Source organism: Pseudomonas sp. GW822-FHT02D10 (genome assembly GCF_058802345.1).
The window spans coordinates 205,243-222,026 of record NZ_JBXAOB010000008.1; the positions used below are offsets into that span (position 1 = coordinate 205,243).

General features: G+C 60.6%; 16 protein-coding genes and 3 pseudogenes. 9 read left to right on the plus strand and 10 right to left on the minus strand.

What is annotated here, in order from left to right; genetic code table 11:
• Positions 1-320: 320 nt before the first annotated feature.
• Entirely contained in the window at positions 321-524 is a 204-nt protein-coding gene (locus tag AC1RPZ_RS15760; protein WP_493137924.1) for a Flp family type IVb pilin, read from the plus strand.
• 139 nt (positions 525-663) lie between these two features.
• Positions 664-1,113: a DMT family transporter gene (locus AC1RPZ_RS15765; protein WP_493137925.1), complete on the plus strand. Its 450-nt coding sequence runs from the start codon at positions 664-666 to the stop codon at positions 1,111-1,113.
• 20 nt (positions 1,114-1,133) lie between these two features.
• On the opposite strand, the gene AC1RPZ_RS15770 is transcribed toward AC1RPZ_RS15765, so the two are convergent.
• Together AC1RPZ_RS15770 and AC1RPZ_RS15775 are read right to left on the minus strand one after the other, a co-directional pair.
• A complete protein-coding gene (locus AC1RPZ_RS15770; protein WP_493137926.1) occupies positions 1,134-1,988 on the minus strand; it encodes a MaoC family dehydratase in 855 nt (284 codons plus the stop codon).
• Positions 1,989-1,990: 2 nt separating this feature from the next.
• Positions 1,991-3,343 (minus strand): 3-oxoacyl-ACP reductase, encoded by a 1,353-nt coding sequence (locus AC1RPZ_RS15775; RefSeq protein ID WP_493137927.1) that lies wholly within the window; start codon positions 3,341-3,343, stop codon positions 1,991-1,993.
• A 303-nt stretch (positions 3,344-3,646) separates the two neighbouring features.
• Here AC1RPZ_RS15775 and AC1RPZ_RS15780 point away from each other — a divergent pair, with 303 nt between their 5' ends.
• Positions 3,647-4,924, plus strand: a complete 1,278-nt coding sequence (locus AC1RPZ_RS15780) for an acetyl-CoA C-acetyltransferase (RefSeq protein ID WP_493137928.1) — start codon at positions 3,647-3,649, stop codon at positions 4,922-4,924.
• Here AC1RPZ_RS15780 and AC1RPZ_RS15785 read toward each other — a convergent pair.
• Positions 4,911-5,939, minus strand: coding sequence for a bile acid:sodium symporter family protein (locus tag AC1RPZ_RS15785; RefSeq protein WP_493137929.1), 1,029 nt, complete (start codon positions 5,937-5,939; stop codon positions 4,911-4,913). The two genes, AC1RPZ_RS15780 and AC1RPZ_RS15785, sit on opposite strands and share 14 nt — an antisense overlap.
• Before the next feature lie 83 nt (positions 5,940-6,022).
• Between AC1RPZ_RS15785 and AC1RPZ_RS15790 the strand changes: the two genes are divergently transcribed.
• A complete protein-coding gene (locus AC1RPZ_RS15790; protein ID WP_493137930.1) occupies positions 6,023-6,814 on the plus strand; it encodes an AraC family transcriptional regulator in 792 nt (263 codons plus the stop codon).
• Between the two features lie 116 nt (positions 6,815-6,930).
• Here AC1RPZ_RS15790 and AC1RPZ_RS15795 read toward each other — a convergent pair whose 3' ends face one another.
• Both AC1RPZ_RS15795 and AC1RPZ_RS15800 read right to left on the minus strand, forming a co-directional pair.
• Positions 6,931-7,698 carry a methyl-accepting chemotaxis protein gene (locus tag AC1RPZ_RS15795; protein WP_493137954.1) on the minus strand — a complete coding sequence of 256 codons (768 nt, stop codon included), beginning with the start codon at positions 7,696-7,698 and terminating at the stop codon, positions 6,931-6,933.
• 90 nt (positions 7,699-7,788) lie between these two features.
• Positions 7,789-8,877: pseudogene (locus tag AC1RPZ_RS15800) on the minus strand (cache domain-containing protein); the annotation flags it as partial.
• A 367-nt stretch (positions 8,878-9,244) separates the two neighbouring features.
• On the opposite strand from AC1RPZ_RS15800, the gene AC1RPZ_RS15805 reads away from it, so the two are divergent.
• The gene (locus AC1RPZ_RS15805; protein ID WP_493137931.1) at positions 9,245-10,138 is read left to right on the plus strand and encodes a PA4780 family RIO1-like protein kinase; all 894 of its coding nucleotides are present in this window, start codon (positions 9,245-9,247) and stop codon (positions 10,136-10,138) included.
• A gap of 50 nt (positions 10,139-10,188) precedes the next feature.
• Here the strand turns inward: AC1RPZ_RS15805 and cueR are convergent, their stop codons facing one another.
• From cueR to AC1RPZ_RS15820, 3 genes are all read right to left on the minus strand, one after another.
• Positions 10,189-10,602 carry a Cu(I)-responsive transcriptional regulator gene (cueR, locus tag AC1RPZ_RS15810; protein ID WP_493137932.1) on the minus strand — a complete coding sequence of 138 codons (414 nt, stop codon included), beginning with the start codon at positions 10,600-10,602 and terminating at the stop codon, positions 10,189-10,191.
• The gene (locus tag AC1RPZ_RS15815) at positions 10,599-12,995 is read right to left on the minus strand and encodes a heavy metal translocating P-type ATPase (RefSeq protein WP_493137933.1); all 2,397 of its coding nucleotides are present in this window, start codon (positions 12,993-12,995) and stop codon (positions 10,599-10,601) included. Before AC1RPZ_RS15815 ends, cueR begins: the two co-directional genes overlap by 4 nt.
• 103 nt (positions 12,996-13,098) lie before the next feature.
• Positions 13,099-13,476 (minus strand): hypothetical protein, encoded by a 378-nt coding sequence (locus AC1RPZ_RS15820; RefSeq protein ID WP_493137934.1) that lies wholly within the window; start codon positions 13,474-13,476, stop codon positions 13,099-13,101.
• Between the two features lie 146 nt (positions 13,477-13,622).
• Between AC1RPZ_RS15820 and AC1RPZ_RS15825 the strand changes: the two genes are divergently transcribed.
• Together AC1RPZ_RS15825 and AC1RPZ_RS15830 are read left to right on the plus strand one after the other, a co-directional pair.
• On the plus strand, positions 13,623-13,820 hold the full coding sequence (locus AC1RPZ_RS15825) for a heavy-metal-associated domain-containing protein (protein WP_493137935.1): 198 nt from the start codon (positions 13,623-13,625) through the stop codon (positions 13,818-13,820).
• A gap of 94 nt (positions 13,821-13,914) precedes the next feature.
• Positions 13,915-15,108: a multidrug effflux MFS transporter gene (locus tag AC1RPZ_RS15830; protein ID WP_493137936.1), complete on the plus strand. Its 1,194-nt coding sequence runs from the start codon at positions 13,915-13,917 to the stop codon at positions 15,106-15,108.
• A gap of 1 nt (position 15,109) precedes the next feature.
• Here AC1RPZ_RS15830 and AC1RPZ_RS15835 read toward each other — a convergent pair whose 3' ends face one another.
• The gene (locus tag AC1RPZ_RS15835; protein WP_401124379.1) at positions 15,110-15,280 is read right to left on the minus strand and encodes a hypothetical protein; all 171 of its coding nucleotides are present in this window, start codon (positions 15,278-15,280) and stop codon (positions 15,110-15,112) included.
• A 136-nt stretch (positions 15,281-15,416) separates the two neighbouring features.
• Positions 15,417-15,518, minus strand: a pseudogene (locus AC1RPZ_RS15840) (hypothetical protein); the annotation flags it as partial.
• Here AC1RPZ_RS15840 and AC1RPZ_RS15845 point away from each other — a divergent pair.
• Both AC1RPZ_RS15845 and AC1RPZ_RS15850 read left to right on the plus strand, forming a co-directional pair.
• Positions 15,508-15,669: pseudogene (locus AC1RPZ_RS15845) on the plus strand (LysR family transcriptional regulator); the annotation flags it as partial. The pseudogenes AC1RPZ_RS15840 and AC1RPZ_RS15845 overlap by 11 nt on opposite strands.
• 317 nt (positions 15,670-15,986) lie before the next feature.
• The gene (locus AC1RPZ_RS15850) at positions 15,987-16,721 is read left to right on the plus strand and encodes an ArsR/SmtB family transcription factor (protein ID WP_493137937.1); all 735 of its coding nucleotides are present in this window, start codon (positions 15,987-15,989) and stop codon (positions 16,719-16,721) included.
• Positions 16,722-16,784 lie beyond the last annotated feature (63 nt).

Below are 16,784 nucleotides of genomic sequence, written 5' to 3' on the forward strand. Positions count from 1 at the left end.
CCTTTCCTGCTGCCTCACCGGCCCGTTTACTTCAACGAGATGATTTCGCAATCAGGCAGCTATGAACATGTAACTATTTTGCTATTTGAAAGTAGCGCAGCTAAGTCAAAACGCCATCACTGGTCACAAAAATAACCCGAGAACGTATGACGCCTCCGTGAGTGGGTTGAATTTCAGGCGCCCACATTCCGGTTAATACTTTGTGATTAACCGCTTATTACACTTGCTGGAGTGGGGTTTGTTGACAATGCTGCGATGGCAAAGAGCAATCATGTTGCAGCCCCTTGCATCCGCGCCCCTGGCCGTAAAGGAGAAGTCGTATGTTCTTTAACTTCATTCGGTATCTGTACATCCGTTTACAGCTGTTCATGACCAGGACCGAGGGGGCTTCAGCGATTGAATATGCGCTGATTATTGCGATGGTGGGCCTGGTCGTCGTGGCCTTTATCACACCGCTGGGGGACTCGGTGAAAGCCACTTTCAACAGGGTCGTCAATGCTTTGGGCGGGACACCGGTGGCATGACTTCATCACTGATACCGATCGGCGATCTTTTGCGGTGGTTTCCACCTGAAACCTGAAAAATCGCAGCCTTGGGCAGCTCCTGCGACTGAGCGAGGGGACGGCGTATACTGCGCGCCTCATTCACTCTTTGGAGAACAGCATGCCGGCCCCCGTCTGGTGGTTGCTTTGCCTGCCCTTTATCGCGGGGGCTTTTTTGCCGCTGCAAGCCGGTATCAATGGCCAATTGGCCAAGCAGGTGTCGAGCGTGCTGGCTGCCGCGCTGATTTCGTTTTTTGTCGGCACCCTGGCGTTGTTGCTGCTGGTCTTGATCCAGCGCGAAACCCCGGCATTGGCGACGCTTAAAAGCTTGACCTGGTGGCACTGGAGCGGTGGTCTGCTCGGCGCATTTTTCATCACCACGGCAGCCTTCGCGGGGCCGCGCATTGGCGCCATGCTGTTCATGGCGCTGGTACTGGCGGGGCAACTGGGTATGGCGATGGCCCTGGATCATTTCGGTTGGGCCGGGTTTCGCGAAGCACCCGTCAGCGCCGGCAAGATTGCCGGGCTGGTGTTGATTATGGCGGGTGTGTTTTTTATCAGGCGTGGCTGATTCGGCGCGACTGAGGCGCCTCAGGCAAGTGGTCGCCAGGTGCCGAGCATGTGTTCCAGATCCCCGGCGCTGACCACCTTGAAATCACCGCTTGAGCCGGCAGCGCTGGCCAGCAAGATCACTTCGCTGGGCAAGCGCACCGGCTTCTTGAACTGCACGGCAATCTCGATGTTCGAGGTCGGCAGATGCCCGCTCAGTGCCGAAAGGGCGCGCGCCTTGATCCACAAACCATGGGCGATGGCCCGGGGAAAACCGAACAGTCTGGCGCTGACAGCGCTGAGGTGAATCGGGTTGTAGTCACCGGAAACCCTGGCGTAGCGTCGGCCAATCTCGCTCGGTGCCCACCAGCGGGTGACCTCGTTCATGGCCAGCACCGAATCCGACGACGGCTCAATGGCCTCCCCGGCAAGCTTCACGCCTTTGCAGAGCATCTGGCTTTCGGCTTCCCAGAGCGGCCCGAGTGCGTCGTCAATGCGCGTGATCAACTCAAACGTGGCGCCCTTGGCGTGGGGTTGCAGGTTCTGCACCCGCACGCTCACCTGCACCCGGCCGACGCCGCCCAAGGGTCGCAGAATGCGGATGCGATTGGCCAGGTGAACCAGCCCCAGCAGCGGAAACGGAAACGCCTTGGCGGTGAGCAATTGCATCTGCAAGGCGAACGCCAGCACATGGGGATACGTCGGTGGCAGCAAACCGTCATCGGTATATCCGCACACCTTGCGATAGGCCGCCAAGCGCTTGGGGTCGACATTGACCCAGCAACGAAAGCCATCCTCAGGCAGGCGGGTGCCGGTGATCTTGCGCCGCGTCGCGGCCCGCCAATACAACTCGGACAAGTACGGTGTACTGCTCTGTGAATGCCAATCCGTCGCCATTTTCAAGCTCCCAATACGCTTTGCCCACACACCCGCAGCGCTTGCCCGCTGACCGCACCGCTGCCGGGTTGGGCGAGCCAGGCCACGGCTTCGGCGACGTCTTGCGGCAATCCGCCTTGTCCCAGTGAGCTCATGCGTCGCCCGGCCTCACGCAAGGTAAACGGAATGCGTGCGGTCATTTGGGTTTCGATAAAACCCGGCGCCACCGCATTGATGCTGATCCCGCGCTCACTCAACAGCGGCGCCCAGGCTTGCGCCAGGCCAATCAATCCGGCCTTGCTCGCAGCGTAATTGGTTTGCCCGCGATTGCCGGCGATGCCGCTGATCGAGGCCAGCAGAATCACCCGAGCGTTATCGTGCAGGGTGCCACTGTCGAGCAGCGCCTTGGTCAGCACTTGCGGTGCATTCAGGTTTACCGCGAGCACCGCATCCCAGAATTCCGGCGTCATGTTGGCCAGGGTTTTGTCGCGGGTGATGCCGGCGTTGTGGACCACAATGTCGATGCCGTTCGGCAACTGCTGGACCAACTGTTCAGTTGCGTCTTCGGCGCAGATATCGAGGGTGATGCTATGGCCGCCGAGGCGGGCGGCGAGGGCATCGAGATCGGTCTTGGCCGGTGGCACATCCAGCAGCACCACCTGCGCACCATCGCGTACCAGGGTTTCGGCGATCGATGCGCCGATGCCGCGAGCCGCGCCAGTGACCAGCGCCGTGCGTCCGGCCAACGGGCGGGTCCAGTCATGGACTTGAGTGTCGCAAGCATTCAGCCGCACGACCTGCCCCGAGACATAAGCACTTTTTGGTGAGAGGAAAAACCGCAGTGCACCTTCTAGCTGTCCTTCGGCTCCGGCCCCGACATACAGCAACTGCAAGGTGCCGCCGCTGCGCAGTTCCTTGGCCAGCGAGCGGCTGAAGCCTTCGAGTGCGCGTTGGGCACTGGCGGCGAATGGGTCGCTCAGGGTCTGCGGTGCACGCCCGAAAATCACCAGATGGGCGCAGTGGTCGAGGTTTTTCATCAACGGCTGAAAGAACTCACGCAGCTGCTTGAGCTGCTCGGTCTGGACCAGATCGCTGGCATCGAACACCACCGCTTTGAGCTTGGGTCCATGGCCGGGAATCCACGCCTGGGCCACCAACGGTTCGGGCCCGTAGCTGTAAATTTGCTCGGTGAGTTTGTTGGCGAACGCGCTGACATTCTGCGCCAACGGGCCGCCACCGATCAGCAGCGCGCCATTGACGGGCCGCAGGCGACCGGCCTCCCAGCGCTCCAGACGGACCGGCGACGGCAGGCCAAGGGCACCGACCACGCGGTGGCCGAGGGACGAGTTGGCGAAGTCGATATAGCGGTCAGACATGGAACATGCTCCAGCGGCTGGGATTAAAGGTGTGGACCATGAATCGTCATCAGGCGTTCGATCCGCGAGATAAGGCCTACGCTTGATCACAGCAGATTAGTTTGCTTCAGGACTTTTTGTTGGCAGGCAGGGTATTTAGGCGAATGCGGAACTGGCATGAGAATGCAGTACCTGTGGGAGCGAGCTTGCTCGCGAAGAGGTCTGCACATTCAAAGTATTTACCGGCTGATACACCGCAATCGCGAGCAAGCCCGCTCCCACAGGGGCCTGTTTTCACATTCAGATATTGATAGGGAGCTTTTCATGACTCAGCTGCGTCGCGTTGCGATCATCGGCGGCAATCGCATTCCTTTCGCGCGCTCCAACGGGCCGTATGCCACTGCCAGCAACCAGGCGATGTTGACGGCGGCGCTCGAAGGCTTGATCGAACGCTACAACCTGCATGGCCTGCGCATGGGGGAAGTGGTGGCGGGGGCGGTGCTCAAGCTTTCCCGGGACCTCAACTTGACCCGCGAATGCGTGCTCGGCTCGCGGCTGTCGCCGAGCACCCCGGCCTACGACATTCAGCAGGCCTGCGGCACCGGTCTGGAGGCGGCGTTGTTGGTGGCGAACAAGATTGCCCTGGGGCAGATCGACTGCGGCATTGCCGGTGGTGTCGACACCACCTCGGATGCGCCGATCAGTGTCAGCGAAGGCCTGCGCAAGATTCTGCTGCAAGCCAACCGCGCCAAGAGCACCGGCGACAAGCTGAAAACCTTTCTGCAATTGCGTCCCCGGCATTTGATCCCCGAGTTTCCGCGTAACGGCGAGCCGCGTACCGGGTTGTCCATGGGGCAGCATTGCGAGTTGATGGCGCAGACCTGGAACATCCCCCGCGCCGAGCAGGATCAGCTGGCGCTGGAAAGCCACCAGAAAATGGCCGCGGCCTACGCCGAAGGCTGGCAGAACGATCTGATGACGCCGTTCCTCGGGCTGACCCGTGACAACAACCTGCGCCCGGACCTGACGCTGGAAAAACTCGCGTCGTTGAAACCGGCATTCGAAAAGAGTGACAAAGGCACGCTCACCGCCGGCAACTCGACACCGCTGACCGATGGCGCGTCGCTGGTGTTGCTGGGCAGCGAGGAGTGGGCGAAAGAACGTGGTTTACCGATCCTCGCTTACTTGCGCGACGGCGAAGCGGCGGCGGTGGATTTCGTCAACGGTGCCGAAGGGCTGCTGATGGCGCCGGTCTACGCGGTGCCGCGGTTGCTGGCGCGTAACGGCCTGACGTTGCAGGACTTCGACTACTACGAAATCCACGAAGCCTTCGCCGCGCAAGTGCTCTGCACCTTGAAGGCCTGGGAAGACCCGGACTACTGCAAAACCCGGCTTGGCCTGGACGCGCCGCTGGGATCGATCGACCGTAGTCGACTCAACGTCAAAGGCAGTTCACTGGCGGCCGGGCATCCGTTTGCCGCGACCGGCGGGCGAATCGTCGCCAACCTCGCCAAGCTGCTGGATGCCGCCGGGAAGGGTCGCGGATTGATCTCGATCTGCGCCGCCGGCGGTCAGGGGGTGACGGCCATTATTGAACGCTGAGGGCAGCGCCGCGTTGCTGCTCGGCGAGTAGCCGATTGCGGTTGGCGTAACCCTCGGCCATCACCGAGCAGACGATCAACTGCAACGGGTGATAGATCATGATCGGCAACAGGATCAGACCCAGGCCCGGGTTGGCACCGAAGATCAACGCGGCCATTGGCGCACCGGCCGCCAGGGACTTCTTGCTGGCGCAGAACACCGCGGCGATCTCATCGGCCGGGCTGAACTTCAGGGCGCGGGCGGTGCGGGTGGTCATCCACAGAATGGTCGCCAGCAGCACGGCACTGCCCACCAGTGCGCTGATGATGACGGTGTTGCCCTGTTGCTGCCACATCCCGGAGACCATCGAGTTGCAGAACGCGGCGTAGACCAGCAGCAGGATGACCAGCTTGTCGACGACGTTGGTGTAGCGCTTGTGGCGACTGAAAAACCTGCCAAACAGCGGCCGCAGTAACTGACCCAGCAGCAGCGGCAGCAATAACATGGCGCAGAGATCGAGCAGGGTTGAGCCCAGGTCGATGCCGCCAGCACCGCTGCCCACCACGAAACTCACCAGCAACGGCGTGAGGAAAATCCCCAGCACGCTGGACAGGCTGGCGTTGAGAATCGCCGCCGGTACGTTGCCGCCTGCGCTGCCGGTCAAGGCCACGGAAGAGGAAATAGTCGAGGGCAGGGCGCACAGGTAGAGGAACCCGAGCATCAGTAGTGACGGAATATGTGGGCCCAGTAACTTGTCGCTCATCAGCCAGATCAGCGGGAACACCAGGAAGGTGAAAATCTGGACCATGACGTGCAGGCGCCAGTTTTTCAAACCGTGACGGATCTGCTCGCTCGACAGGTTGACCCCGTGCAGGAAGAACACCAGGAACACGCCGATGTTGATCACCCACTCGGCGTGCATCGCGCCGCCCGTGGCACCGAAGCGTGGGAAGACGTAAGACAGCAGCGTGGCGATCAGCATCCCACACAGGAACCAGTCGGTGACCACGCGTTTGAGGTGTTTGAAGGCATGCATAGCGGGCACCGAAGACATTGTAAGAATGGATGACCTAGCCTAAGGTCATGACTTCCGCCCGTCTTGCGACATAAGGCCAATCAATGCCGGCTAACGGACAACGTTCCCTTGAACGGACCATCCCGACCCTGACGGCGTTGCCGCGTCCGCTGTATGCCCGCGCGGAAAGCCTCAGCGCCGGATCGTGGACGCCACCTCATCGTCATGATTGGGTGCAGTTTTCCTACGCCATCAGCGGAGTCCTCGGTGTGCATACAGCCGAGGGCAGTTTCTTTGCGCCGCCACAGTGGGGCATCTGGATTCCGGCCGATCTGGAGCACCAGGTGGTGACCTCGATGCGCGCGGAAATGCGCAGCCTCTATGTGCGGCGCGAGGAGTGCGCCTGGGCGGATGAGCGTTGTCGGGTGCTGGAAGTTACGCCCTTGGCGCGTGAACTGATCAAGAGCTTCTGCCAACTGCCGGTGGATTATCCAGAGGGCGACAGCCGCGAAGCGCGCTTGGTCGAGGTGCTGCTGGATCAGTTGGCGAGCCTGCCGGAAGTCGGGTTTTCTCTGCCGTTGCCACGTCACCCGCGTTTGCTTGGGCTGTGCAACGAGCTGATCGAGAGCCCGGAGAAAAGCGTGACGTTGCATGAATGGGCCGAGCGATTGGGCACGTCGGAGAAAACCTTGATGCGCTTGTTCCAGCGTGAAACCGGATTGAGCTTTCGCAGCTGGCGCCAGCGTATGCGACTGCTGTCGTCATTGAGCCTGCTGGAGGACGGCGACAGCGTGACCACGGCGGCGCTGTCCAGCGGGTATGACTCGACGTCGGCGTTTATTGCGGCGTTCAAAAGCCTGTTCGGGTTTACCCCAGGCGAGCTTTTCAGGCAGTGATGGCCCCATCGTCGGATCGCCGCCCGGAGCAAGCTCGCTCCCACAGGTTTTGCAGTGTCCTTGTGGGAGCGAGCTTGCTCGCGATTGGCCGCGAAGCGGCCACCCTGGTTCTATGATCAGGTTCTAAACCGCCGCACCAACCCATCCAGCTCATTCGACAACCCAGCCAGACTCTGGGAGTCGAGCCGTGCCGAGTTGGCCAGTTCGGCCACCAACTGCGCATCGCCATGGATCTGGCTGATGTGGCGGTTGATGTCTTCGGCGACCTGATGCTGTTCTTCAGCGGCCGTGGCGATCTGGGTGTTCATGTCGCGGATCACGTCCACCGATTCACGAATCTGCCCAAAACTGTTGCGTGCTTCACCGATCCGGTTCACCGACTGTTGCGACACCTCAAGGCTGGCGTGCATTTGCTGGGTGACCTGACTGGTGCGTTTGGCCAGGTTGCCGAGCAGCCCGTCGATTTCTGCGGTGGAGTCGGCAGTGCGTTTAGCCAGTGCGCGAACCTCATCGGCCACCACCGCAAAGCCGCGGCCTTGCTCGCCGGCGCGAGCCGCTTCGATCGCGGCGTTCAGCGCCAGCAGGTTGGTTTGCTCGGCGATGGAGCGAATGGTGCCAAGGATCGACTGAATATCATTGCTGTCGCGCTCCAGCTGCTGCATCGACTGCGCCGATTGTTCGATTTCCTGGCTCAACTTGTCGACGCTGCTCACTGCGGCATCGATCTGTTGCTGACCTTCGCGGGCCTGACGCTGACCGCTGTCGGCCGACTCGGCGGCCTGGCTGCATGAGCGCGCGACTTCGTTGGCGGTGGCGACCATTTCGTGGAACGCCGTGGACACCATGTCCACCGCTTCACGCTGACGCCCGGCGGCTTCGGCCATGTCGCTGGAGACCTGGGTGGCGCTTTGCGAGTTGGCGAGGATCTTGGTCGCGGCGCCGCCGATGTGCTGAATCAGGCTGCGAATCGCGGCGAGGAACTGGTTGAACCAGTTGGCCAGTTGCGCGGTTTCGTCGCTGCCACGGATCTGCAGGTTCTGGGTCAGGTCACCTTCGCCCTGAGCGATGCCTTCCAGACCGCTGGCGACGCTGCGGATCGGCCGCACGATGAGGCTGGCGAAACTGGCGCCGATCACGGCGAAGAGCACGGCCAGTACGGCGGCGATGATTGCGATCAACCAGGTCAGTGCAGTGGCGGAGCTCATCACGTCGGTTTGCTTGATCAGGCCGACGAACGTCCAGCCCAGTTGCTCCGACGGCCAGACGTTGGCCATGTAGCGCTCGCCGTTCAACTCGATTTCCACCAGACCTTTGCCAGCCTTGGCCAGTTGCGCGTAACCGTCGCCCAGGCTGCTCAAAGGTTTGAAGTTATGCTCCGGCTGTTTCGGATCGACCAGCACGGTGCCGTTGTTTTCCATCAACATCAGGTAGCCGGTTTCACCCAGCTTGATCTGCTTGACGATCTCGGTGAGCTGCTTGAGCGTTACGTCGATGCTGACCACGCCGCCGTTGGTGCCGAGCTTGTTGTCGAGGGTGCGCACGGTGCTGACGTAAGTCGCATCATCCTGAGCCCAGTAATAGGCATCTGTGCGAAATGGCTTGCCCGGTTTGGCTTGGGCCGCTTTGTACCAGGGACGCTGGCGTGGGTCGTAATTGGCCAGCTTCGGATCATCGGGCCACGACACGTAACCACCGGCACTGGTGCCGATGATGGCATACGCGTAAGACGGGTGACTGGCGCCCAGGTCTTGCAGCAAGGTGAACACCTGCTTGTCCATCTCGCCTTGCGGGATCTCCGTTGCGTTGGCGCTCATGTAGGTCTTGAGGCTGGCGTCGGTGTTTTTGATCAGCGGCTGAGAGGCCAGGTAGTTAACGTTCTGGCTGATGCCGTCGAAGAACAGTTGCATGGCGTTGCTGACCTGGCGGATCTCTCGACCGCTACCGTCGACAAAGTTATCTTTGGCTTCGCTGCGCAGGTTCATGACCACCAGGGTGGCGACCAGCACAACCGGCAAGCAGGCGATGATTGCAAACGCCCACGTCAGTTTTTGTTTGATGTTCATCCGCGCTCCAGATTTTTTCTTATAAGCCCACGTAGTGCTGACGACTCGCGGATTGTCGGACAAATCCCGTTCTCTTTGATGACTTCGGCCGCCGGCAGCGGAAATTGAGGGCTATTGAAAAAAATCCTACAAAGAGTGGGCTGGCTGATTTCAGACTCTGTCGCAAATGCCTTCTGAACCAATCACTAACGTGCGGCTGACTCTCAGCTATGATCTTCGTCGGCCGAGAGGGTTTGCCTGATTAATCTGGCACATTGAGTGCATCTGCAACGTTCATAGGTCGGCAACCCCTCCCCGCCGGGAGAGGATTGCCGTATAACGAGTGACATTCGCGTGTTTGGTAATAAAGGACCCACAATAAAAGCTGATGAAGACTCCAAAACGCATTGAACCGCTGATCGAGGACGGTCTGGTTGACGAGGTGCTGCGCCCACTCATGAGTGGTAAAGAAGCAGCTGTTTATGTGGTGCGCTGCGGCAACGAGTTACGTTGCGCCAAGGTTTACAAGGAGGCGAATAAACGAAGTTTTCGTCAGGCGGCCGAGTATCAGGAAGGTCGCAAGGTGCGTAACAGCCGTCAGGCTCGCGCCATGGCCAAGGGATCCAAGTTCGGTCGTAAAGAAACCGAAGACGCCTGGCAGAACGCCGAAGTCGCGGCGTTGTTTCGTCTGGCCAGTGCCGGGGTGCGAGTGCCCAAGCCGTTCGACTTCCTGGAAGGCGTGCTGCTGATGGAACTGGTGGCGGACGAGTACGGTGATGCCGCGCCGCGTCTCAATGACGTGGTGCTGGAAGCGGATCAGGCGCGCGAATACCACGCCTTCCTGATTTCGCAGATCGTGCTGATGCTGTGTACCGGTCTGGTGCACGGTGACCTGTCCGAGTTCAACGTATTGCTGACCCCGGATGGCCCGGTGATCATCGACCTGCCCCAGGCGGTGGACGCTGCGGGCAACAACCACGCGTTCAGCATGCTGGAGCGCGATGTGGGCAACATGGCCTCGTACTTCGGGCGCTTTGCCCCGGAGTTGAAGCGGACCAAGTACGCCAAGGAAATGTGGGCCCTGTATGAAGCCGGCACTCTGCACCCGGCCAGCGCCTTGACCGGTGAGTTCGACGAGCCGGAAGAGCTGGCGGACGTTGGCGGCATCATGCGTGAGATCGAGGCCGCACGCCTTGACGAGGAACGTCGGCAAGCGGTTCGCGCCGCAGACGATGCACCTCCGAGTAAAACCGAAGAGCCGCCTCCACCGTGGATGCAGTGATCGGTTGAATGAAAAATCCGGCTTCGGCCGGATTTTTTGTGGACATCAGATCAGGCAGTCGATGGCTCGGCGCAGCAGCCCGACGCCAGCTCCTTGAGAATTGGGCAGTCCGGGCGGTGATCGCCCTGACAATGTTCCACCAGATCCTGCAAAGTGTCGCGTAACTGGCCGAGCTCGCGGATTTTCTGGTTCAGCTCATCGATGTGCTGACGGGCCAGTGCCTTGACGTCGGCGCTGGCCCGTTGGCGGTCCTGCCACAGCGTCAGCAGTTTGCCGACTTCTTCCAGAGAAAACCCGAGGTCGCGCGAACGCTTGATGAACGCCAGGCTGTGCAGGTCGTCGTCGCCATAGATGCGGTAGCCGCTGTCGGTACGATGCGCGGCCTTGAGCAGGCCGATCGACTCGTAATAGCGAATCATCTTGGCGCTCAGGCCACTGTGTCTGGCTGCTTGGCCGATGTTCATTCAACGTTCTCCAGGTCTTTCGGCTTCCAGGTTTTGAGCAGTAAAGCATTGCTCACGACGCTGACGCTGGACAAGGCCATTGCTGCACCGGCCAGAACCGGGTTGAGCAAGCCGAACGCCGCCAGCGGAATCCCGATCAGGTTGTAAACGAAGGCCCAGAACAGGTTCTGGCGGATCTTCGCGTAGGTTTTGCGGCTGATCTCCAGCGCCGCTGGCACCAAGCGAGGGTCGCCGCGCATCAAGGTGATCCCTGCGGCGTGCATCGCAACGTCGGTGCCGCCGCCCATGGCGATGCCGATGTCCGCCGCCGCCAGCGCCGGGGCGTCGTTGATGCCGTCGCCGACCATCGCCACCACGCCGGTTTTCTTCAGTTCAGTGACGGTCGAAGCTTTTTCGGCCGGCAGTACTTCGGCATGAACGTTGCTGATCCCCAGTGCTTCTGCGACCACTCGGGCGCTACCACGGTTGTCACCCGTCAACAGGTGGCTACCGATGTGTTGCTCGTTGAGTGCTTCGATGGCTTGCAGCGCGCCGGGCTTGAGGGTGTCGCCAAAGGCGAACAGGCCGAGCACCTGCGCTGCGGGGCTTTGTTCGATCAGCCACGACAAGGTCCGACCCTCGGCTTCCCAGGCGTTGGCGGAATCGGCCAAGGGGCCGGCGTTCAAGCCGCTTTCTTCCAGCAGACGGCGATTGCCCAGCGCCAACCGGCGCCCCCCCAGCGTGCCGGCAATGCCACGACCGGTCAGTGATTGGCTGGCGCTGACATCGGCCACCGACAAGTCACGCTCGGCACAGGCGTCCAGCACGGCCTTGGCCAACGGATGTTCGCTGCCGCGTTGCAGGGCGCCGGCCTGTTGCAGCAGGGTTGCTTCGTTGCCGTCGACGGCGCGCAAGTGAGCGATGCGTGGCGTGCCGGACGTCAGTGTGCCGGTCTTGTCGAACACCACCACACTGACTTCATGGGCACGTTCCAGCGCTTGCGCGTCCTTGATCAGAATTCCGTGGCGTGCGGCCACGCCAGTGCCGGCCATGATCGCGGTCGGTGTGGCCAGGCCGAGGGCGCAAGGGCAGGCGATCACCAGCACCGCGACCGCGTTGATCACCGCCGTTTCCAGCGGTGCGCCGTACAGCCACCAGCCGATCAAGGTTGCCAGCGCCAACAGCAACACCACCGGCACAAATACCTGACTGACTTTATCCACCAGCTTTTGAATCGGTGCCTTGCCGGCCTGGGCGTCTTCCACCAGACGGATGATTCGCGCCAATACGGTTTCCGCGCCAAGGGCCTGAGTCCGAACCAGCAGACGGCCTTCGCCATTGATCGCACCGCCAGTCACTTTGTCGCCGGGTTGTTTTGGCACCGGCAGGCTTTCGCCGCTGATCAGCGCTTCGTCGGCGTGGCTTTGGCCTTCGATCACTTCACCGTCCACCGGGAAGCGTTCGCCGGGTTTGACCAGCACCAGATCGCCGAGGCGCAACGCGCTGATGGCGACGTCCTGTTCGCGGCCGTCGAGTACCTGAATCGCCCGTTCAGGACGCAAGGCTTCAAGGGCGCGAATGGCGCTGGCAGTCTGGCGTTTGGCGCGGCTCTCCAGGTATTTGCCCAGCAACACCAGCGCGATCACTACCGCCGAAGCTTCGAAATAAAGATGCGGCATGCTGCCGGCACTGGCGGTGGCCCACAGGTAAATGCTCAAGCCATAACCGGCGCTGGTGCCGAGGGCTACCAGCAGGTCCATGTTGCCAGCGCCCGCTCTAACGGCCTTCCACGCGGCGACATAAAAGCGTGCACCGAAGATGAATTGCACCGGGGTCGCCAACGCAAACTGTGCCCAGGCCGGGAGCATCCAGTGCAGGCCGAACGGCTGTACCAGCATCGGCAGCACCAGCGGCAAGGCCAGAACGATTGCCATCAGCAAGCTCCAGCGTTCGTGGCGCAGACGTTGTTGCTGAGCGTCGTCAGTGGATTGTTCGGCTTGCCAAACGCTGGCGGTATAACCAGCCTTGCTGACAGCGCCGATCAATACTTGAGGGTCGATCTGGCCGAGCAGTTCGAGGTGCGCGCGTTCGTTGGCCAGGTTGACGCTGACACTTTTCACCCCGGCGATTTTATTCAAGGCACGTTCGACCCGACCGACACACGAGGCGCAGGTCATGCCGCCGATGCTCAATTCGAGGCTGTGTGCCGGCACGCTGTAACCGGCTTGCTGCACCGCTTCCATCAGCGCCGGCAAGCTGTCGCGAGGGGCCTGGACGCGAGCTTGCTCGGTGGCCAGGTTGACGCTGACGCTGCTTGCGCCAACCACTTTACTCAACGCACGCTCGACCCGGCCAGCGCAGCTGGCGCAGGTCATACCGGATATCGGCAGATCGAAGGTGGTGGAATCGGACATCGGTCTTACTCCCTGTAGAAATGACCTACAGGATCAACCTTGCCATGCGGGTAAGGTCAAGTCTCTTCTAAAAGATCGCAGGCTGCGATCTTTTAGAGGTGGATCAATACCCCAGCGCGGCGGGTTTGAGGTACATCCCTTGCTGATTCATGGCGATACGGAATTTCAACAAATCACCCGCCCTGAGCGTGATGTTCTGCGAGCCGGGGGCCAGCATCCCGGCGTTGCAACCGGGGGCCTGGCCGGGCAGCAGTTTGAGCCGCAAGGAGTAATTACCCGGCGGCAAGTTGAATGAGGTGCTCTGCTCCTGGAACAGTCGCGCCGACAACTGATCCTGGACGTACACGCCAATCTCGCACGAGGTCGCGACTTCCAGGCGCTCGCGAGAAATGATCAGCACACCGTAGTCTTCGGCGCTGGCCGAGGGCGCGGCGGCGAAAAGACTGAGCATGCCGAATAGGCTGAAAGCTGACCAGCGCATGGCTGCATCTCCTGCTTTTGAGTCATTGATGGCGCAGCTTGGCCGAGCGCGACGATGATTGCCAGCCCGGCAGATCACTTCAGAACTTGACCTTGCCACCGTGGCAAGGTCAAGACTGGTTCCAACCTCATAAAAGGAGTTGCCTCATGCAAGTATTCAACGTTCAGGGAATGTCGTGCGGTCACTGTGTTCGGGCCATTACCCAGGCGCTGCAAGCCAAGGATCCGGCGGCCAGTGTTCGGGTCGACCTCGCGGCGAAGGAAGTCGGCGTCGAGAGCGCATTGTCGGCAGAGCAGGTGATCAGCTTGATCAGCGAAGAAGGTTATGACGTAAAGCTGGCCTGAACCTTTTTAATAGTTAGCGACCTATCGGAATGTTCAAGGTGTCCAGGCACGGCTAGACTGTCGGGCTGCCGACTGACGCATAACTGGACGCCTGATGAACCTCCGCACCCTTCTGATTCTTGGCGCCCTGAGCGCTTTCGGGCCGCTGGCCATCGATTTCTATCTGCCAGCTTTCCCGGCGATGGCGGTGGCTTTTGGCACTGATGAAAAACACGTCCAACTGACCTTGGCAGCCTATTTCCTCGGGCTATCGATTGGTCAGTTGGCTTATGGCCCGGTGGCCGATCGCTTCGGCAGGCGCATTCCGTTGCTGGTGGGCGTCGGCCTGTTCACCCTGGCATCGCTGGTGTGCGCGTTTGCACCGAGCCTTGAGTGGTTGATCGCTGCACGTTTCGTTCAGGCGTTGGGCGGCTGCGCCGGGATGGTGATTTCCCGTGCGGTGGTCAGCGACAAGTGTGACGCGGTGGGTTCGGCGAAAGTTTTTTCCCAACTGATGCTGGTGATGGGCCTGGCACCGATTCTTGCGCCAATGCTCGGCGGTCTGCTGGTCAACCTGCATGGCTGGCAGTCGATCTTTATCGCCTTGACGGTGTTCAGTGCAGTGTCGGCCCTGGCGGTTGCAGTGGGCCTGCCGGAAAGCTTGCCGACCAACCAGCCGCGTCAGCCGCTGTCGGGTGCTCTGCGCCAGTACGGTCGACTGCTCTCTGACAGGATTTTCCTCGGCCATGCCTTGACCGGCGGCATCGCCATTGCCGGGATGTTTGCCTACATCGCCGGTTCGCCTTTCGTGTTCATCAAACTGTACGGTGTCCCGGCCGAGCACTTCGGCTGGCTGTTCGGCACCAATGCGGCGGGCTTCATTCTGCTGGCTCAGCTCAACGCACGACTGCTTTCCAAACGCGGCCCGGCCTTTTTGCTGGCGCGCACCGTATGGATTTATCTGGCGGCGGGCCTGACATTGCTGGCGGTCAGTTCACTGCATACCGAGCATTTATGGCCGTTGTTGATCCCACTGTTTATCTGCATCGCAAGCTTGGGCTGCATCATTCCCAATGCATCGGCGTGCGCCATGAGCGGTCAGGGCGCTCGCGCAGGCAGTGCCTCGGCAATGCTTGGTTGCTTGCAGTTCAGTGTCGCCGCAGGGGCGGCAGCGTTGGTGGGCGTGCTGCACGACGGCACAGCGATGCCAATGGCAATGGTCATCAGCCTGTGCGGAATTTTGGTGGTGAGCGTCGCGATGCTCACCCGTCGGCTGCAAATTGCCCGGACAGCGCAAGCCGTGACTTGAGTCAGCCGGCTGCTCGTTGCTGGCGTTCGGGGAGGTAATGAGGAGCTTGCAATCGGGCCTCGAGGGTCGAGGTAAAAGCACGGGCTTCGGCTTCACTGCGGAAGTTCACCGCGTGATTGTCCAGGCGGACCTGCCACTGGGACTTTGCCAATTCTTTTATCAGGATCTTCATTGCTGACTTCCTCACGTAAAAAATTGCGCTGCGGGAAGCTCGATTGTAGACCCGAATTTGATCGCAGTTGTGACGTGGATCAACTCCTCAGACTGACGGTGTAGTCCGTTTTTGAAACACCAAAAGGAACACACTGTCATCTGAAATCCTGGAAGCCTTCGAGGACAATCTTGCCCTTGGACTGGCCGCTTTCCAGTCGTTCATGGGCACGGCGCAGATTGGCCGCGTTGATTGTGCCGGAGCGGCTCTGCGAGCGTGCACCGCTGAATTTGCTGTGCGCCCATCGCGCTCAATTGAGTAAGCCGGTGAACCTGCTGCGTGAACTGCTCAAGTCGCGAAGTGCCAAATTGTCGGGACAATTACCCACAATGTTTGTTGCAGGCGAGTAGTCGCACGCAAATAGGGAAAATTCTGGCAGGAACTATCACCTCAAAATGCTTCCTGCGGGCAGGAACCGAAGATCATCGCGCTTATACTAACGCCTGCCTGGTGTCGCACCGTTGTCAGCGAAGTTGCGAAACCTCGTTCAAAGCGGTTGGCCGCTGCGCTGATCGTCGTTGAGCACAGTCGGGATTTTCGAAGAGGCTTGTCGTATCCGTTGGTTACACCGCCCGGCGTTTGGCGGTTTTCACGCCTTGGCCGGCAGCACATTACTGGTCAAGATGTCCCAGAGCAGTAGACAAATGATTCAACAGGGAGTGAATACATGGAACATGCACCTTGCATCAGCCAGATAGCCACGTTGCTGGCGGACCCGAAGCGTAGCGCGATGATGTGGGCCTTGATGGACGGTACTGCGCGGCAATCCGAGGAGTTGGCATTGCTGGCTGGCTTGTCGCCGTCTTCGGCCAATGCGCACCTGGGGCGGTTGTCCAGCGGTGGACTATTGAAAGTCGAGGCGCGTGGGCGCAAGCGGTTTTTCCGGCTTGCGGCTCCCGAAATCGGTGCGGCGGTTGAAGCGCTGGCCAGCGCCACGCTGGCCAGTTTGCCAGGCAAGGTTCCAGAGTTGCTCAAACGCACCGGCCCATCGACGAAAGTGCATACGGCGCCTTCGTCATTGCTGCGGGCCAGGCTCTGTGAAGACCATTTGGGGGGAAGCCTGGCGGCTGATCTGTATCAGCGGCTGCTCGATGCCGGCTGGATCGAACAGTTGGACAAGCGCGTCATCGTGACCCACAAAGGCGCCAACCAGCTGGCGACCCACGGCGTGTTCATTCAGGCGCTGGCCCACAGCACTTCCCGCGTAGCCTGCGCCTGCCCTGACTGGAGCGAGCACCGACCGCACCTGGGCGGCACGCTGGGGGCGGCGGTATTGCAGTTGTTCATGCAGTCCGGCTGGTTGAATCTGCCCAGCGACACGCGTGTTCTGCAGATCACAGCGGCCGGCCAGCGTGAAATCGATCTGTTTGCCAAAGAAGTCGAACTGGAAATGGCCCTTTAGCAACGCTTGCGGCGTCTGTGGCGAGAGGTTTCAGACGTCGCTCAGAGCTGTGGCCAGGTCGTA